This is a genomic window from Pedobacter caeni (genome assembly GCF_900129215.1).
GTDB classification, from domain to species: Bacteria; Bacteroidota; Bacteroidia; order Sphingobacteriales; family Sphingobacteriaceae; genus Pedobacter; species Pedobacter caeni.
Genome location: NZ_FQUQ01000004.1, coordinates 611002 through 628475, shown reverse-complemented (window position 1 = coordinate 628475; position 17474 = coordinate 611002). Strand labels below are relative to the sequence as shown.

The following is a 17474-nucleotide window of genomic DNA, read 5'->3' as shown; positions in this document are numbered from 1 at the left end:
AAAAAACCGGGAAAGTGTTGAAGCACTTACCCGGTTGAAGATCCTGGTCGTACCCGGGACCCCTGTTGGGTTAACCATTTTTTCCATTTGTCCCGATCGTAACCGGGATGAAAAACGCATAGAAACAGAATAATACTTTAACCCAACCTTACAAATGTATGTATTTATTTAATACTACCACAGGTATGGACAGGCTACGCCATGCGCCATATTTTAAACCATTTAAGGCCATTTACAGGGCTATCCCCTTTATAAATTCCTTAACCAGAAGACAAATTATTATGCGGATTAATCTGATCGTAATATTGATCACCATATCACTGGTGCAGGCTGCGGCCAGTACCTTTGGACAGCGGGTTACACTACATGAAAAGAATGCCAGTTTGCAGCAGGTTTTACTATCCATCAGGAAACAGACAAAATTCACTTTTTTGTACAATAGTGACCTGATCAAATCCGCTAAAAAGGTAAACCTGAACCTGGAAAATGTAAAACTGGAACAGGCTTTAGCAGCTTGCTTTCAGGATCAGGACCTCAGCTTTAAAATTATTGAAAATACGGTCGTGATTAAGCAAAAGGACCTCTCTTTGCTGAACCTGATGAACAATTATTTCAAATTTATTGAAGTCAGAGGGAAGGTACTGGACGAAAAGGGAATGCCTTTGCCTGGCGCTACCGTGCAGGTGAAAGACACTAAAAAGAAGGTGGTCACCAATACGGAAGGTGATTTTGAGCTCAATGCAGTAGATGAAAAGGCAATTTTGCTGGTTTCTTACATCGGGTACAAATCAAAAGAAGTACCCGCAAACGGAGAAAGCCCGATCCGGATCAGTTTAGAGGTTAACCCCGCTTTATTATCAGAAATTGCAATTGTATCTACCGGGTATCAGGATATTCCAAAAGAGCGTGCCGCAGGATCCATCAATGTGATTAATGCCGACAAAGATCTTGGTGGTAAGTTACAGGGAAATATTCTGGACCGGATCGAAGGGATGGCCGCGGGATTAACCACTTATAAAGTGGCTGGGGAACGAAAGGTACAGATCCGTGGGGTATCTACCATCAAAGGAGAAAACAAACCGCTGTATGTACTCGATGGCGCACCTTTCGAAGGGGATCCGGAATCGATCAATCCTGCTGATATAGAAACGATATCCATTTTAAAAGATGCGACTGCTGCTTCTATCTATGGAGCAAGGTCTGCAAACGGAGTAATTGTAATCAATACCCGCAAAGGAAAAAAAGGACCGGTTAGGGTAAATTATAACGGAACGCTTAAGTTTACGCCTTTACCCGATCGTAATTATACGAATAAAATGAGCAGTGCGGAACTGGTAGATTTTCAACGGGAAATGTTCAATTACCGTTCAGGATCTTATAGTGGAATAGACCCGCGTAAAGCAATGAATGACGTTTACAAATTGTATTACGAAAGAAGAGAGGAACACCTTACCGAGGCGGAATTACAAACCGCTCTGGATGTTTACCGCAACAATGACCGCTACGATCAGGTGATCAAAGAGTTCATCCGTAAGACCGCGATCGATCAGCAACACAACCTTTCCCTGACCGGTGGATCAGATGTATATACCTATAATTTTAGTGGGAACTACACTGGTTCAAACCCTTATGAGCGGGAACAAAGTACCGACAGAATGGGCTTTAACCTCAATAATACGCTAAACCTAAACAAATGGTTAAAGCTGAACATTGGTGTATTGGGAAGTAAGAAAAAGGAAGATTATGACAACGGGGTGATCGGGATGGACATCCTGAATAAGGGTAAAGCCTCTTATTTTATGTTGAGAGATCAGCAGGGAAACCCGGTAAACTGGCTGAATTCCAAATCACAATTTGAAATTGACCGCCTGAATGGCCTGCGTTTGCAGAACGAGAATTTTGCTCCTGTAAATGAGATGAACACCAAACATTATACTTATGATAATAATTATCTGAATATCAATGTCGGGGCGAACATCAAAATTATTAATGGACTATCACTAAGCCTCCTTTATCAGAAGGAAAGAACAGAAGAATATGAAAAGAAGTATTATACAAAGGATGCATACAACGTAAAAACACAGATCAATGATGCGACGATCATCTCACCTAAAGGACTCATCAGTAATCTGATTCCCCTGGGTGGCCAGGTGAATGAAATCAGGAATGATAAAAATTCCCATACATTAAGGGCACAGCTGAATTTCAGCAGATTATTTGCTGAAAAACATCGTGTAGACATCATTGCGGGTGCAGAGCAGCGTAAAATATTAACCTCCGGTACCAATATGTACAAATATGGCTATGATGATTATAGCCTGGTTTACAAGCCAATCAATGAAGCCTTGCTGGCAAGAGATACCATTGGTACTGAAGCGGTATTTGGCAGGTTCCACTTTGACAGGCTGGAGAAAGGCTTTGCCTACACGGATAACAGGTTTGTCTCTTTTTATGGTAATGGTTCTTATACGTACGACAATAAGCTTACTGCCACTGCCAGCATCCGGATGGACCAGTCGAACTTGTTCGGTACGGATCCTAAGTACCAATATAAACCTTTATGGTCTGCGGGTTTAATGTATGTCATCTCTGAAAACCAGAACGATTGGCTGGATCGCCTTACTGTTCGTACCACTTATGGCATCAACGGGAATGTTTCCAAGTTAAATGGCCCCTATCTGATTACGAAAGACGGACAACCAAACGGGTATACCTCTGAGTTCCAGTCTGAAATAGATAGTCCGCCAAATGCCCAGCTTCGATGGGAGAAAACAAGGGTAACAAACATTGCATTGGATTTCAGCCTGTTCAAAAGCCGTTTCTCCGGATCAGTAGAGTTTTACAACAAATCTACCAGCGATCTTTTGGGAATGCAGAATACTGACCCTACAATTGGATGGAGTTCCGTATTGCTGAATTATGGAAGCATGAGGAATCGAGGGATTGATGTTTCTCTGAACAGCACGAACATGCAAACCAGTGATTTCAAATGGAATACCACACTGAACTTCAATTATAATAACAATGTATTGACTAAGCTGGAAAATTCGAGCAACAGTATTTATAATTATACCGAAAGAGCGCAAAACAGGGTAGGGAAACCGATGAATGCCATATATAGCATCAGGTATAAAGGACTGGATGAAAAGGGAAATCCGATCGCATTAACGAAAGAAGGAAAAGAAGTGAAGAGTACAGATGACCTATCGGTGTCAGACCTGGTTTATGAAGGAACTTCAACTCCTCCATATGCGGTCTCCCTGGCCAATAACATCAGTTATAAGAATTTTGACCTGTTCTTTATGTTTATCTATTATGGAGGTCATGTGATGAGAGACGTACTTTCCCCTTATTTAACCAAATATGCAGAACTGAACTATACCAGTAACATGGATAGAAATGCATTGAATTATTGGAGAAAACCTGGAGATGAGCTGATTCCGGGAGTCGCTCCTGCATTTAAAACTGCAGCAAGCAGCTCGATTACCAATATCTGGGAAGCAGGAAATCATGGCATTCAAAAGGCAGACTACATCAAACTTCGTGACATTACTTTAAGCTATAATCTGGCCAATGACTTTTTAAAGAAAAATCATGTTCAACGCTTAAGGTTGAGTTTCCAGGTTCAAAATGCATGGCGCTGGTCAGCAAACAGGCAAAATCTGGATCCGGAAATGTGGATGGGAGCCAACGTTTCTTCTTCTACTTCCAAAGATTTCCCTCCTCCTTCAAGAGGAAACCTGCTGCCTCCAACCTATACCTTCGGGCTGTCTGCTAATTTTTAATTCAACAACAATATGAAACCATCATGATCTTACAGATCACACAACGTAATGACTAACAAGATCATGATCGCTTCATAACCAATAAAAAACAAATATATTCTGATGAAAAAGATATTCACCATTTTATCCCTCAGCATCCTGATAATATCGGGCTGTAAAGATTACCTGGATGTAAAACCAAAAGGCTATACGATACCAGAATTTTATGAAGACTATGAAAAATTATTAAACAATTCCGCATTGTACGGAACAACGGCTGCTTATCCTACTTACCTGACTGATGATGCGCAAAGCGGAGAAATAAAGGATGTAAACAATTCTGCTGATTATCCTTCTTATGCGCTTTTTAAGCGGAATTTATATGAGTTTAAACCTGGTGCGGTTTTCGAGCCGGGGAAAGAAGACGGGTTTTATGAGGGGGCTTATGAGCATATTTTTGTTTATAATACGGTGATCAATAATATTGAAAAAGTAAAAGACAGGCCGATGGCCGACCGGATGCAGCTGAAAGCAGAAGCACAAATCGGAAGGGCATTTGAATACCTGACTATAGTAAATGCTTATGCTGCGCATTATGATGCTGCTACTGCAGCAACTGATCTGGGAGTGCCTTTAGTACTGACTGAAGACGTCAATGTCAAGTACAAAAGAAATACGGTTGCGGAGGTATACGCTCAGATCCAAAAGGATCTTGATGAAGCTCTGCCATATTTATCTGTGAAAGCGCCTAATAATTTCCACCCGACTAAAAGTGTAGGTTATGCTTTTTTGAGCAGGATGTACCTGTACATGGGAAAGTATAATGAAGCGTTACAAAATGTAAATGAGGCATTGAAATTAAACAGCAGCCTGATTGATTACAAACTATACACGAATAAGGCAGGAACCTATGGAAGGGTATGCACGATTGCCGATTCAAAGGTATTATTTCCTGCTGCCGATAAAAATGGAGAAAGTATCTGGACCCGTATCGGTTCCGGTAGTGGTGGTCATGTGTTTACAGAATTGTATATCAGTGCTGATCTTTTAAATGTTTATCAGAAAGACCTGCCTGTAAACGCGAAGGACAAAAGATTGAATCTTTTCTTTTGTAATGGAGAAGCTAACTTTGGTTCCAAGCCGGTTTATTTCCCGAACAGAAGATTGTGGGCGCCCTATGTAGAGTTTAACCTGGGTTTCAGTACGCCGGAACTTTACCTGATCGCAGCAGAATGTGAAGCAAGGGTTGGAAATAAGGACATTGCTTTGCAGCACCTGGATAAGCTGAGGAACATGCGTATTGAAGGTAATCAGCCATTGGTGGCTGCTAACAGTGAGCAGGTATTGCTGATGGCGCTGGAAGAAAGAAGAAGGGAAAATGCTTTTCAGGGAAATGCGCGTCTGATCGATTTGAAACGATTGAATAAAGATCCCCGTTTTGCAAAAACCGTGGTCCATAAGAATGGGGCTGAGACGTATACTTTGCCAGCCAATGATAAGCGATATATCCTGCCACTGCCACCAAAAGTTCTGGAGTTTAATCCTTCGATACCGGTATATGACCGCTAAGGCATTTAATACCGGCCTCTCCTCTGCTGATCGGCGGGAGTTCGATGGAATTTCATAAATAAAAAAACAGGTCAATGATTGATCATAAGCATACCGCTTGCAAAAAGCAATGAACCTCGCTTGCGAGCTCATGAATCCCATTGAAAACAATAAATATCAATGAATAATAGGCGCATGATCAATCATAACAGATAAAATTCAAATTATATACTAATGAAAAACTTACTCATGTTCCTGTTTCTGCTGATTAGCGGAAGTTTAAAAGCACAGGAAGGAATTAAATTTAACCAGACTTCAAACTGGAAAGAAACCACCGAAAAAGCGGCCACTCAAAATAAGCTGATCTTTATTGATTGTTATACTTCCTGGTGTGCGCCCTGTAAATGGATGGATAAAAATGTTTTTGTAGCACCTTCGGTGGCTGCATTCTTTAACGAACATTTTATCAATGCGAAGATTGATATGGAAAAAGGGGAGGGGATTGAACTCCGCAAGAAATATAATGTACAATCTTTTCCGACTTTCCTGTTTGTCAATGATAAAGGAGAGGTCGTGCACAGAACAGCTTCCAAAATGTCTGTTGCTGAATTTTTGGAAGAAGGAAAGATGGCGGCCGATCCGAAAAGAAACCTTTCTTTTCTGAAAAAAAAGTATGAGTCCGGACAAAGAGACATTCCTTTTATTCTGGATTATTATCTGGCATTACAGAAGTCTGACCGCGGAGCTGCCGAAAAAATAGGAAAGGATATTGTTACCGGAATTACAGAGCAGGAACTCAATTCTGCATTGGGATGGAAAGCGGTAAAAGCCCTGGCCAGAACAGAAAACGACCGGTTAGGGGCTTACTTTATGGCAAACGAATCAAAGTATGGGGCATGGAGCAGCGCGGAGGAAAGAGAACAACTGACAGACCGCTTAGTCAGCAGTAGCATGTATGGATATATTTACGCTAAAGATGAAACTGCATTTATGAAAAAGCTGGCCTTTTTTAATGGCTCAGATAAAGCAGACCGCAGGAAACAGGGAGCGATGCTGGAAGCTGATTTTTACCTGGAACAGGATAGAACTGCCGATTACAAAAGGGTGACGGATGAAGCACTGAAAGGAGTGTTAAAGGCAGATGCCGAGAAGCTGAGTTTCCTGGCCAGAAGAGCCGATTATAAAGGGGCTTCCAATCCTGCAATATTGCAGCAAGCTTATCTGATGGCCAAACATGCTGTAGCACTGGAACCTGAAGAATATTCGATCCAGAGCACCTTTGCTAAAGTATGCCTGTCGCTGAAAAAGAAAGAAGAAGCACTTATCGCGGCAAAAAAATCCAGACAGCTGGCGGATGCAGAAACTTCTAAAATCCAGAAACTTGCCCAGGAGTTAATTGATAAAATTGAATTGTTATAAGCAGATAAAAGATAAACAGATACAAATGAGAACGACACTAAACCGCTCCATACTTTCATTGACCATGGCGTCATTGCTTGGTATTGCAGGAGCAAATGCACAAAATACAACAGGCTTTTCTCTAAAAGGGGAGTTGAGTGGCTTAAAAGACGGAGATAAGGTGATGCTGATTCATGGTGCCGGCCAGGGCCAGATCGATACCATTTTCCAGACGGTAAAAAACAATCAGTTTGAGCTGAAAGGAACAGTAAAAAACGGCGCAGATTTCTATAGCCTGAGGGTTGAAAACAAAAGGATCAGGTACAATGCCTTTCTGGACAATTCATCGATGGTGTTGAAAGGAAATGCTGAGGACCTGTCTAAGGTCAGTTTGTCCGGTTCCGCATCGCATGATGATTACCTGAAATTTAATGCAATAATGGCACCTGTTACAGCGAAAACCAGAGCATTGAATCAAGCCTACAAGGAGGCACGTACTGCTAAGAATGAAGAACTGGTCAAAACGATCAGTGCACAATTCGACCAATTGGAAGAAGAGCAGGCCGTACTGGCCAAAGACTTTATTCTTCAGAACCCGGCTTCTTATTATACGCCTTACCTGATTTTTAACGGGGATATTGAACCTTCAGTTACTCAGCCTGTATACCAGTCACTTTCAAAAGAGGTAAAGTCCAGTACTTATGGCATTAAAGTAAAAGAACGTCTGGAGGATTTATCGAGGGTAGCGATAGGCATCAAAGCACCTGATTTTAGCGCGTTAACCCCGGAGGGTACCAGGCTTTCTTTAAATGATGTGGTAAAAAAAGGAAAATATACTTTAATAGATTTCTGGGCCTCCTGGTGCGGACCTTGCCGTCAGGAAAATCCGAATCTGGTTGCTGCTTATGCGAAGTATCATGAGAAAGGATTGAATGTACTGGGTGTGTCTCTTGATAAAGCAGAGGGTGCTGCAGCATGGAAAAAAGCAATTGCAGACGATCATTTAAACTGGTATCAGATTTCAGACCTGAAGTTCTGGGAAAGTCCGATGGTGAAACTGTATGCCATCCGTGGGATTCCGCATTCGGTATTGGTAGACGATAAAGGAATTATTGTGGCAAAGGACCTGAGAGGAAAAGGCCTTCATGAGAAGCTCGAGGAGCTGTTGAAATAAATGTGCTGATTTCCGAAAAATGAGCATGCCGGCGTATGCTAAATTTAAGGTCCATAAAACAAAAGCTTTATGGACCTTAAATATAAAATAACCAGACAGGCTAATTTTTTTTGTTAATACTTTAGCTTTGTTATAGAAGTCACATCAGCGATTCCCTGGAATTTAATACCTCTTTTCGCAGTGTTTGTAGCGACATCAACTACATATAAATAATGCTCACCGCCATTGGCTGCATCCTCTTTAAGTACATAGTAGACGATTTTGCCATCCTCTTCCACATAAGTTTTCATATTGTAGCTCATTTGTTCATGTTCAGGAACACCGGTAACATAATTAACCGTTTTGTTAATCACGTCTACGATGGCTAATTTCACCCTGCCTCCGCTAACACCACCAACCTCATTCGTAGCGTAGAGTGTCATCAGGAATTTTCCATCTTTTATGTACTCTCCACGTGCGATTTTAGTCTTTGTAACTGCTTCGACATTGAAAAAATAAGATTGGTCAAATTCCTCAGTGCCTTTTTTAATGCGGACAATGGCCGAAGGTTTTGTCGATTTCAAGGTGCCGGATCCGCCAGCGGTAGACCAGGCATACACATCGCCATTTTCTATCTGTTTTACGCCCTGCATGCCAAACCAGTTCCCTATAAAACCGGTTCTTCCGTCACGAATCAGTTTTTTATATTGTAAGGATGGATAATCAAACACGGCAATCCAGGTACTGTCAACATATTTGGTTGTCTTTCCTGAAACACCTGGTGAAAAATATACCGGCGCAAATAATTTGTTGTCCACCTGTGTAATACCAGACCATACAGCCATTTCATCTGTTCCGGTAATTTTGAAAAGATCCACGGTATTTCTTCCTGCTATTCTTAAATTCTCGGCATCAAAGCGGTACAATGTGCCTATTGGGCTGGCTAAGCTTCTGGCGACAGAGCCTCCAACATATTCGTTGTTGTTCACCGTTCCATAGATTCCGGTCATTTCTGTGTTTACCGATGCACCGGCACGTACCAGTTCTCCTTTTTCATTTAGTTTAAAAGGAGTAGTAGGACCTTGAGCCGCATATACAATCCCAAAAAGTTTATTGTTTTGTTTGATAAACGAATAGGCATCAGTTTCTACTCCGTTTCCTGTTGTGGAGATGGTACCCGATTTTACATCCTCCGTAGAGACGATATATCTGCTGGCCTCACCACCTGAACCATCTGTATAAACAACAAAGACGAATTTTGATTTTCCTGTATTGGAAGTGCCGGTATCTATTTGCGGGCTCTCTTTTTTACTGCATGAACTTGTTAAAAGAACGCCTGCGGTCAATACAGACGTTAAAAAGTAGGATACTGTTGTTCTCATATGATTAAAAATTATTATTGATTTGATTAAAAATTGTGGTTTAAAAGCGGGTTATTTAAGAAGGTCTTTGCTGAAGAAGTACCTTACTTTTAAGGCAAAGGACCTGCTGGGTCTTTGTAAGCTATAGTTGTCGTACAGTACCTTATCAGCAAGGTTAAAACACTCCAGAGAAAGGTTGTATTTACCTTTGGCCATCGTATAGACCATATTGGCATTGTGGGATATCTGATGAGGGATTTCAGCTTTTGTGCTCTGGCTTCCGTTACTTGGCCAGCGCAGATAGAACTTTCCGACAAAAAGCATATTGTATCCTATCGTTAATGAATTCTTATCCTTACCAATGTTGGGGATTACTACAGAGGCATTTGCATTTCCGAATATATAAGGCATATTAGGAATCCGGTCTCCGAACGTCGGACTGGGCTCTGTCTTTCCGGGTTCATACCGGGTGTTGTTTCTCAGGTTCTGATAAGTAATGTTAAAGCCCGCATTAAACAGGTTTTTATAAGAGTAATTGATTTCTCCCTCGATACTGCTGTTTTTAACATCTCTTACATTATCAGCTTTCTGATTCTGTTTTCCGTCAAAACTAACCGGCTGAAGAACCCATCTTATAAAATCTGAAGCGTCTCTGTGAACGTAGCTGGCATCGATACTAAACTGATGGTTTTTGTTCAGACTGAAATGGTAACGTGCCCCAATGTTGAGGTTATTACTGCTTTCCGGTAACAGGTCTAAATTTGGAGACAGAAGATCAATATCACCAAAGAGTTCATTGTTTTCAGGCAATCTTCTCGCTTTCTCATAGGAAGCCTTTAATTGAAGGTTGGAAAGCAAGTGGTAAGTGGTTGCGAAGCCATAACCAAATTCAGATATGCTTCTTTCGCCTTTGGAATAAACTCCATCCATCAGTTTGCTGGCCTGACTTTGCTGAGCATAGTTTTTTGCAAAGATGGTGCTGCTCCATTTTTGATTGTAGTCAAAACGGTATCCTAAACCCGTAACATGTTTGGTTGTTTTTTGGGGCTGCTGATCGGCCAGGTTGCCTGGATCCAATGCATTAAAACCTTTGCGGTTAAAAGTCGTGGTAATGTGATTGAAATTGATGGAATGATGCTCATTAATCACATAGGAGATATTTCCCGAAAACACGCCATTGTTATTTTTATAGCGATAATCTCTCCGTTCGCCGGATTCTCCTCCTTTAGCTTCAGGATTTTTGTCCTTAGGACTGCTTTCTCCGAGCCAGTTGTATCGGCGGAATGCGGTGTCAATAGAGCGTTCTTCCCCCAAATTGTACCTTCCTGTAAGCTGCACATCAAGTCCTTTGGTGAATAAATCTTTTTTGATGTATTTGAATGTGGGCTGAATGATATTTCCTTTTCTTAACCGGGCCCCGTATACATCTTCCATTCTGTTACCTGTCTGGATATCTGCTTTATTCTGTCCGAGGGTAATGCCCACTAATAGCTGATCAGCATATTTTTTATTCATTACGCCCAGATTAAGTATAGCCGTTTCATTGTGATAGTTGTCATGAAATCTTCTTACCCGCATGGGTGTATAAACTCCCGATTCAAAATCAGCTACATCCACATTTACCCAATAATTGTTATCAGAGTAATTTTGAAAGGCATTCAATTGTGCGGTAAAACCAGACCTTGCAGTGTATCCTGCATTTACATTGGTCTTATGTGTATTAAAAGAACCAAAGGAATAGGACGCATCTAAATAGGTCTGTGGAGTGCTTTTTGTAATGATGTTCACTGCTCCTCCTAAAGCATCACCCCCAAGCCATACCGGGACCACACCTTTATATACTTCTATCCTTTCTGCGAAATTTATAGGGATGTTGTTCAATTGAAAGGAGGAGCCAAAATTGTCCATAGGCAATCCATCAATAAAAAATTTAACCTGGTTGCCTGTAAAACCATTGAGCGAAATATTCATATTGGAACCCAGACCTCCTGTTTCTTTTACCCTTATTCCTGATACCCTGTCTAATGCCTGTCCGATATCAAGAGAGGTGTTGTGTAGTTTTTTGGCATCAATTGCTGTGACATTATAGGCCTGCCGGTTCACTTCCTGGGTTACTGTCCGTCCGTTTATGGCAACGGATTCCAATTGCTGAACGCTGGGAAGGAGTATGAACTGGAGTTCTGCAGGTTTCTCCGGGCTAATTGAAACACTTTTTTGCTGAAGTTTCATCCCGATGGCGGAAGCGGTAACCGTTACCTTTCCGGAGCTGATCCGCTCAAATTTGAAAAGGCCGTTTTCATCTGCTGCAACAGCAGTGTTAGTGCCTGTTATTTTTATGATCGCGCCGGGAATCGGTCTGCCGGACTCATCTTTGACTTTTCCGGTAATCGTGGAATTTCCGGATTGTGCGTACGCACCTAATAAATTCAGGGCAAAAAATATCCCTGTAAGCAAAAATTTCTTAATTTGCATGTACTTTTAATTGACGTTAGAAGTTTCCTTTTTTTAAAGGTATCTGCCGTACAGTTGCTGCTGTACGGCTTTTTCATGAATATATTTATCCCTTATTCTTTTAAAGAATAATAGATAGAGAGGTTGCTGTAATCGTTATTTCATATGACAAGTTATTTAGATTGATTAAAAACTAGGCTAATCTAAGAAGTATATCCTTAAATCTGTAATTTATTTAGAATTATTATAAATAGGGTAACTTATTCTTCAGCTCCTGGTTGGAAAGCTGCCCGTATTGATGGAGGATCTGTGTTTATGAAGGGATTTGTATTTGCAGCCTGATCTGTATTTACGAGGGGGTAGGCTGTGTTTACGAGGAGGCTGTGTTTGCCCGCCGCGCAAGAACTTATGGGACTGGGCAGATATGAAAAGGAAGGTCTTCCTTTTCATTACAACGATATTTGAAACGGGTAGTAAAAATAAAAGACACAAAAAAGCCCCTGTGATGAGGGGCTTCTAATTTTCTTTATATGTTAGAAAGAAAAATCATCATTATGGTTCTTGTTTCCTGCGCCTTCGTGGTTCTCAGAATATTCATAGCGTTTTTCTACAACATCCTGGTGGCTTTTAATATAGTCAACAGTCTCATTTAATCCTTCAGCAAACTTCTCAAAGTCTTCTTTATATAAAAAGATCTTATGTTTTACAAACACACCGTCTTCCAGTCTTTTTTTACTTTCAGTTAAAGTAAGGTAGTAGTCTCCTGATCTTGTTGCTTTTACGTCGAAAAAGTACGTTCTTTTACCGGCCCTTACTTTCTTCGAAAAAACCTCTTCTCTCTCTTTGTTGTCAAATTCTCCCATGGTTGGTATTGATCTTGGTTTTGGTTCGGGTAAATATAAAGCAATAATTATTAAACTTCAAAATAGAAAATTGTCAGGAGGTAGAATTGTCAGAAGTTTCTTCTTCCAGCAATTGATTTTGATACATTTCTGAATAAGCACCTCCTAATTGAAGCAAATCGCTGTGAGTTCCCTGCTCAATAATCCTTCCATCATCTAAAACAAGGATTTTATTTGCGTTTTTTATGGTAGATATCCGGTGTGCGATAAGAATACTTGTTTTTCCCTTCATTACTTTTCCAAGATTGTTCAGAATTTCCTCTTCTGTACGGGTATCTACCGCAGAAAGACAATCGTCAAAGATCAATACCTTAGGTTCTTTAATTAACGCACGGGCAATGGATACACGTTGCTTTTGTCCGCCCGACAGGGTAATCCCTCTTTCGCCAAGCATGGTTTCAAACTTAAGGTCGAAATTGATAATATTTTGATAGACTGCTGCATTTTTTGCCGCTTCAATCACTTCTTCCTCATTTACCTGATCCAGTCCAAAGGCAATGTTGTTTTTGATGGTATCTGAGAATAAAAAGACTTCCTGTGGTACAAAGCCAAACTGACTGCGGTAATGTTGCAGGTTCAGTGTTTCTATCGGGGCACCATCCATCTTTATTTCTCCCTGATCTACATCATACATGCGCATCATCAGATTGGCCAGGGTCGACTTTCCTGAGCCGGTCCGACCGATGATGGCCACAAACTGTCCCTGTTCAATCTCAAAACTGATGTCCTTTATTGCCTGGATTCCGGTATCAGGATAGGTGAAACTTACATTTTCAAATTTGATGTTTCCATTTACGGGAGCAATAGCGCTGCTTCCGGAAAGGATGTCGGGTTGGAGCTGAAGGAATTCGTTGATCCTTTTCTGAGATGCCGAAGCCCTTTGGATCAATGTCGTTACCCAACCCAGCATCGATACGGGAAAGGTGAGCTGATTGACATATACAATAAACTCTGCAATATTTCCGGCACTGATCGATCCTTCGATCACCTGTTTCCCGCCGATATAAACGGTTAAGATGGTGCTCAGCCCAACCAGTAATAACATGGTCGGATAAAATAAAGCCTGTACTTTAACCAGTCCCATCGCATTGTCCTTGTAACCCTGGCTCTCTGCTGCAAATACTTCTTTGGTATGGTCTTCCCTTACATAGGATTTGATGACCCGGATTCCTGAAAATCTTTCCTGAACAAAACTACTCAATCTGGAAAGCCGTTCCTGGATTTGCTCACTCTTTTGATTGATGAGGGTATTCACAAAATAAATGATCACCACCAATACCGGGAGTGGGAGCAGGGAAAAAATCGCGAGGGTACTGTTTACCGAAAACATGGCATAGATCACGAGTACAAAGAGCACAGCGGTATTTATGGTATACATGATTGCCGGACCTACATACATCCGCACCCTGTTTACATCTTCTGTAGCACGGTTCATTAAATCACCGGTATTGTTCCTGCGGTAAAAGCCGAGGCTCAGTTCCTGATAATGGGCATAGATTTCATTCTTCATGTCATATTCTATATGCCTGGACATGAGAATAATGGTTTGCCGCATGAAAAACAGGAAAAGACCCCTCATTAAATATAGGGCGAGGACCAGTAAACCAAAATAAAATAAACTGGTACTAAAGATATCATAGATGATGCTGCGGCGTTCAAAACCTTCGAACAAACCATAGATCTGTATATTTTCCGTAATTAAATTAAAGGCGTGCCCAATGACCTGAGCGGGGATTACACCAAAGATATTGGAGATAATTACAAAAAATACCCCCGGAATAATCCACCATTTATATTTATAGAAGTATTTGTTTAAGAATCTAAGGTGTTTCATGAGTTGGTAAAGTTAGCCAAATGAAGGTAATTTTTTTTAAGACTTTGGTTAAAACAGTGTAAATAATGTTTTTTTTATGCTAGTTTTGCGACATATCTGATAAACAAAATTATATGCCTGATAATAGTTCTCTTGTGAATTCAGTTTTAGACCAATTAAGTGCCGCAGGGCATAAAAAGGTCGTTTTTTGCAATGACCCCGATACTGGCTTGAAAGCAATTATAGCCATTCATGATACCACGCTTGGTCCGGCTTTAGGCGGAACACGCATGTGGAATTACGTTACAGAAGCTGAAGCACTGGAAGATGTACTCAGATTATCGAGAGGAATGACCTATAAAGCAGCAATCACAGGCCTGAATATCGGTGGTGGTAAAGCGGTAATTATCGGGGATTCCAGAAAAGGGAAATCAGAAGCCATGATGCGCAGCTATGGCAGGTTCATTAAAAACCTGAACGGAGAGTTCATCACTGCTGAAGACCTGGGTACGACAACAAAAGATATGGAGTATATCCGTATGGAAACAGGTCATGTAACCGGGGTTCCTGAATCTTTAGGTGGCGCAGGTAACCCGGCACCACATACAGCTAAGGGTGTTTTTCTGGGCATTAAAGCCTGTGTGAAAGAAGTCTTCGGAACAGATATGCTGGCAGGGCGCTCAGTAGTAGTACAAGGGATTGGAAATGTAGGGGAGCACCTGGTAGAGCTGTTGAGAGCTGAAAATGTAGAAGTATACATCAGTGACATCAATGAAGAACGCCTGCAACATGTTGCACGTACGTATAAGGCGAAACCCATCGCAGCGGATAAAATCTTTGGAATTGATGCGGATATTTATGCACCATGTGCCTTAGGTGCAACCGTAAATGATAAGACCATTCCTAAAATGAAGTTTGCGATTATTGCAGGTTCTGCAAACAATCAGCTGGCAGATGAACAGATCCACGGTAAATTGCTTTTGGAAAAAGGCATCCTATTTGCTCCGGATTATCTGATCAATGCAGGTGGATTAATCAGTTGCTATTCTGAGTTGACCGGTTTTGGTAAAAAACGCACGATCCAGTTAACAGAGAACATTTACAATGCCACGCGTGACGTCATTAAAATGTCCAAAAAAGACAACATCCCAACGATATGGGCCGCGAACCGCATTGCTGAACAAAGAATCATCGACATCAAAAAAATAAAATCATCATTCTAATAAACAATTTTAATAAACCGGTAATTTACCACTCGTTCTTACATTCATGTTAAACAGAAGGCACTTAAGAATTAAAGCTTTGCAAAATATTTTTGCATGGCAAATGACAGACAAGAGAGATTTAGCTTCTTCAAAGAAAGCATTAATGCAGAGTATTGACAGCGTGTACGAAATGTACATCTGGATGCTTTCGCTCCTTGTTGAGGTCACAGAATACACCAGTACAGACGCTACTGAGAGGTCAAATAAACATTTGCCTACCGCAGAGGATCTCAATCCAAACATGAAACTGCTTCACAATAAATTTGCAGTAACTCTGAAAGAGAATCCTGCTTTTATTGACATGGTCAACAAATACCAGATCAACTGGTTATCTGACCCGGAATTTGTAAAAGGTATTTTCAATACCTTGAAAACTACTCCTGAATACCTGGCTTACCTTAGCGATGAGGACAACAGTCTGGAGGAATCCAAAACCATTATTAAATACATTTTCAGAAAGATTATTTTGAAAAGCCACAACATTATCCAGGCTTTTGAGGATAAATTTATCAACTGGTCTGTAGATAAAGAAGTGATGCAGGGAATGGTGGCCAAGACTTTGAAGAATTTTACCTCCGAAGATCCACGTAAAAATAAGCTGACCCCAATTAGTCAGGACTGGGAAGAAGACAGCAAGTTTGTGGAAGACCTGTTTGTATATACTTTGAAAAACAACAAAGAATATCAGGACCTGATCGCAGAACGTACAAAAAACTGGGAGTCGGAAAGGATTGCATTAATGGACACTATTTTGATGAAAATGGCGATCTGTGAACTCCTGAACTTCCCTTCAATACCAGTTAAGGTAACTATTAACGAATACCTTGATCTATCAAAAGATTACAGTACTCCGAAAAGTAATTCATTTATTAACGGTATCTTGGACAAAATTTTAGGTGACCTGAAAAGGACAGATAGCATCCATAAAATCGGTCGAGGACTTATAGAAGAATAACGATTATGAAACAAATCTTGTTATTGGCAATTGCAGCGATGACATTTGCATCATGCCAGCAAAACACAGCAAAAACACCTTCAGCAAGCACAGCTTCTACGGGTACAACAGCAACAACTGAAGCTACAACATCACCTGTTGCGGCAGCAGATGCTGCAGTAATGACTTTCGATAGCGGAGTCTATAACTTTGGTAAAATAGCACCGGGAGAGAAAGTTCATTACAGTTATAAATTTAAAAATACGGGTAAAAGCCCGCTGATCATCAGCAATGCGACTGCTACTTGTGGCTGTACCATTCCTGAACCTCCAAAAGAGCCGATTCAGCCGGGTGCTACCGGTGAGATCAAAGTTGTATTTGACAGCACGGGTAAATTCGGTATGCAGGATAAAGTCATCACAGTGACTTCCAATGCCAATCCGGCGATTGCAGAATTACACCTGACCGGAGAGATCAAAGAAGCAAAATAGGCAATACAAAAATCTTATAAACAACAATATGATATCAACAGTAATCTTACAAGCAGGTGGCAGCGGTATGCTAGGTACCCTGGTCCCAATGGTTTTAATCATGGTCGTATTTTATTTCTTTATGATCAGACCACAGGTTAAAAAAGCAAAAGACCATAAAAAACTGGTTGAAGACTTGAAAAAAGGTGATAAAATCGTTACTACTGCCGGAATTCATGGAAGAATCGTTGATATGAACGATACTACGTTTTTAATCGAAGTAGAAGGCGGTACTAAAATCCGTTTTGATAAAACTGCAATCTCTTTAGATGCAACGAAAGCTGCAGCTCCTAAAGTTGACCTTGCAAAAACTGACGCTCCGAAAGCGTAGTTTTCTCTGCTATAAGTAAAAGCC

Annotated in this window: 12 protein-coding genes; 8 read left to right on the top strand and 4 right to left on the bottom strand. The window is 40.9% G+C overall.

The features are described 5' to 3' along the window. Window positions 1-158: 158 nt before the first annotated feature. From BUC20_RS22245 to BUC20_RS22230, 4 genes are all read left to right on the top strand, one after another. On the top strand, window positions 159-3785 hold the full coding sequence (locus BUC20_RS22245; protein ID WP_084529156.1) for a SusC/RagA family TonB-linked outer membrane protein: 3627 nt from the start codon (window positions 159-161) through the stop codon (window positions 3783-3785). 102 nt (window positions 3786-3887) lie between these two features. After that, window positions 3888-5333, top strand: coding sequence for a RagB/SusD family nutrient uptake outer membrane protein (locus BUC20_RS22240; RefSeq protein WP_073233237.1), 1446 nt, complete (start codon window positions 3888-3890; stop codon window positions 5331-5333). A gap of 213 nt (window positions 5334-5546) precedes the next feature. Further along, window positions 5547-6731 (top strand): thioredoxin family protein, encoded by a 1185-nt coding sequence (locus BUC20_RS22235; protein WP_073233236.1) that lies wholly within the window; start codon window positions 5547-5549, stop codon window positions 6729-6731. Window positions 6732-6756: 25 nt separating this feature from the next. Further along, window positions 6757-7884 carry a TlpA disulfide reductase family protein gene (locus BUC20_RS22230; protein ID WP_084529154.1) on the top strand — a complete coding sequence of 376 codons (1128 nt, stop codon included), beginning with the start codon at window positions 6757-6759 and terminating at the stop codon, window positions 7882-7884. A gap of 113 nt (window positions 7885-7997) precedes the next feature. Here BUC20_RS22230 and BUC20_RS22225 read toward each other — a convergent pair whose 3' ends face one another. The 4 genes from BUC20_RS22225 to BUC20_RS22210 form a co-directional block, all read right to left on the bottom strand. Further along, on the bottom strand, window positions 7998-9245 hold the full coding sequence (locus BUC20_RS22225; RefSeq protein ID WP_073233234.1) for a DUF4374 domain-containing protein: 1248 nt from the start codon (window positions 9243-9245) through the stop codon (window positions 7998-8000). Window positions 9246-9296: 51 nt separating this feature from the next. Continuing rightward, window positions 9297-11696: a TonB-dependent receptor gene (locus BUC20_RS22220; protein ID WP_073233233.1), complete on the bottom strand. Its 2400-nt coding sequence runs from the start codon at window positions 11694-11696 to the stop codon at window positions 9297-9299. A gap of 512 nt (window positions 11697-12208) precedes the next feature. After that, window positions 12209-12538 carry a DUF3276 family protein gene (locus tag BUC20_RS22215; RefSeq protein WP_069377834.1) on the bottom strand — a complete coding sequence of 110 codons (330 nt, stop codon included), beginning with the start codon at window positions 12536-12538 and terminating at the stop codon, window positions 12209-12211. 73 nt (window positions 12539-12611) lie between these two features. Beyond that, complete coding sequence (locus tag BUC20_RS22210; RefSeq protein WP_073233231.1) at window positions 12612-14411, bottom strand: ABC transporter ATP-binding protein; 1800 nt, start codon at window positions 14409-14411, stop codon at window positions 12612-12614. 113 nt (window positions 14412-14524) lie between these two features. On the opposite strand from BUC20_RS22210, the gene BUC20_RS22205 reads away from it, so the two are divergent. The 4 genes from BUC20_RS22205 (at window position 14525) to yajC (ending at window position 17450) form a co-directional block, all read left to right on the top strand. Continuing rightward, window positions 14525-15613, top strand: a complete 1089-nt coding sequence (locus tag BUC20_RS22205; RefSeq protein WP_073233230.1) for a Glu/Leu/Phe/Val family dehydrogenase — start codon at window positions 14525-14527, stop codon at window positions 15611-15613. 103 nt (window positions 15614-15716) lie between these two features. Continuing rightward, a complete protein-coding gene (nusB, locus tag BUC20_RS22200; protein WP_234994574.1) occupies window positions 15717-16610 on the top strand; it encodes a transcription antitermination factor NusB in 894 nt (297 codons plus the stop codon). Between the two features lie 5 nt (window positions 16611-16615). Then, entirely contained in the window at window positions 16616-17080 is a 465-nt protein-coding gene (locus BUC20_RS22195; RefSeq protein WP_073233228.1) for a DUF1573 domain-containing protein, read from the top strand. 28 nt (window positions 17081-17108) lie between these two features. Further along, entirely contained in the window at window positions 17109-17450 is a 342-nt protein-coding gene (yajC, locus tag BUC20_RS22190; RefSeq protein WP_073233227.1) for a preprotein translocase subunit YajC, read from the top strand. The last annotated feature ends 24 nt before the right edge of the window (window positions 17451-17474 follow it).

Bases quoted from the DNA above. Each gene is read 5' to 3' on its own strand.
- BUC20_RS22235 (WP_073233236.1), top strand. From the start codon at position 5,547: ATGAAAAACTTACTCATGTTCCTGTTTCTGCTGATTAGCGGAAGTTTA.
- BUC20_RS22205 (WP_073233230.1), top strand. From the start codon at position 14,525: ATGCCTGATAATAGTTCTCTTGTGAATTCAGTTTTAGACCAATTAAGT.
- BUC20_RS22230 (WP_084529154.1), top strand. From the start codon at position 6,757: ATGAGAACGACACTAAACCGCTCCATACTTTCATTGACCATGGCGTCA.
- BUC20_RS22215 (WP_069377834.1), bottom strand. From the start codon at position 12,538: ATGGGAGAATTTGACAACAAAGAGAGAGAAGAGGTTTTTTCGAAGAAA.
- nusB (WP_234994574.1), top strand. From the start codon at position 15,717: ATGACAGACAAGAGAGATTTAGCTTCTTCAAAGAAAGCATTAATGCAG.
- BUC20_RS22240 (WP_073233237.1), top strand. From the start codon at position 3,888: ATGAAAAAGATATTCACCATTTTATCCCTCAGCATCCTGATAATATCG.
- BUC20_RS22210 (WP_073233231.1), bottom strand. From the start codon at position 14,411: ATGAAACACCTTAGATTCTTAAACAAATACTTCTATAAATATAAATGG.
- BUC20_RS22225 (WP_073233234.1), bottom strand. From the start codon at position 9,245: ATGAGAACAACAGTATCCTACTTTTTAACGTCTGTATTGACCGCAGGC.
- BUC20_RS22245 (WP_084529156.1), top strand. From the start codon at position 159: ATGTATTTATTTAATACTACCACAGGTATGGACAGGCTACGCCATGCG.
- yajC (WP_073233227.1), top strand. From the start codon at position 17,109: ATGATATCAACAGTAATCTTACAAGCAGGTGGCAGCGGTATGCTAGGT.
- BUC20_RS22195 (WP_073233228.1), top strand. From the start codon at position 16,616: ATGAAACAAATCTTGTTATTGGCAATTGCAGCGATGACATTTGCATCA.
- BUC20_RS22220 (WP_073233233.1), bottom strand. From the start codon at position 11,696: ATGCAAATTAAGAAATTTTTGCTTACAGGGATATTTTTTGCCCTGAAT.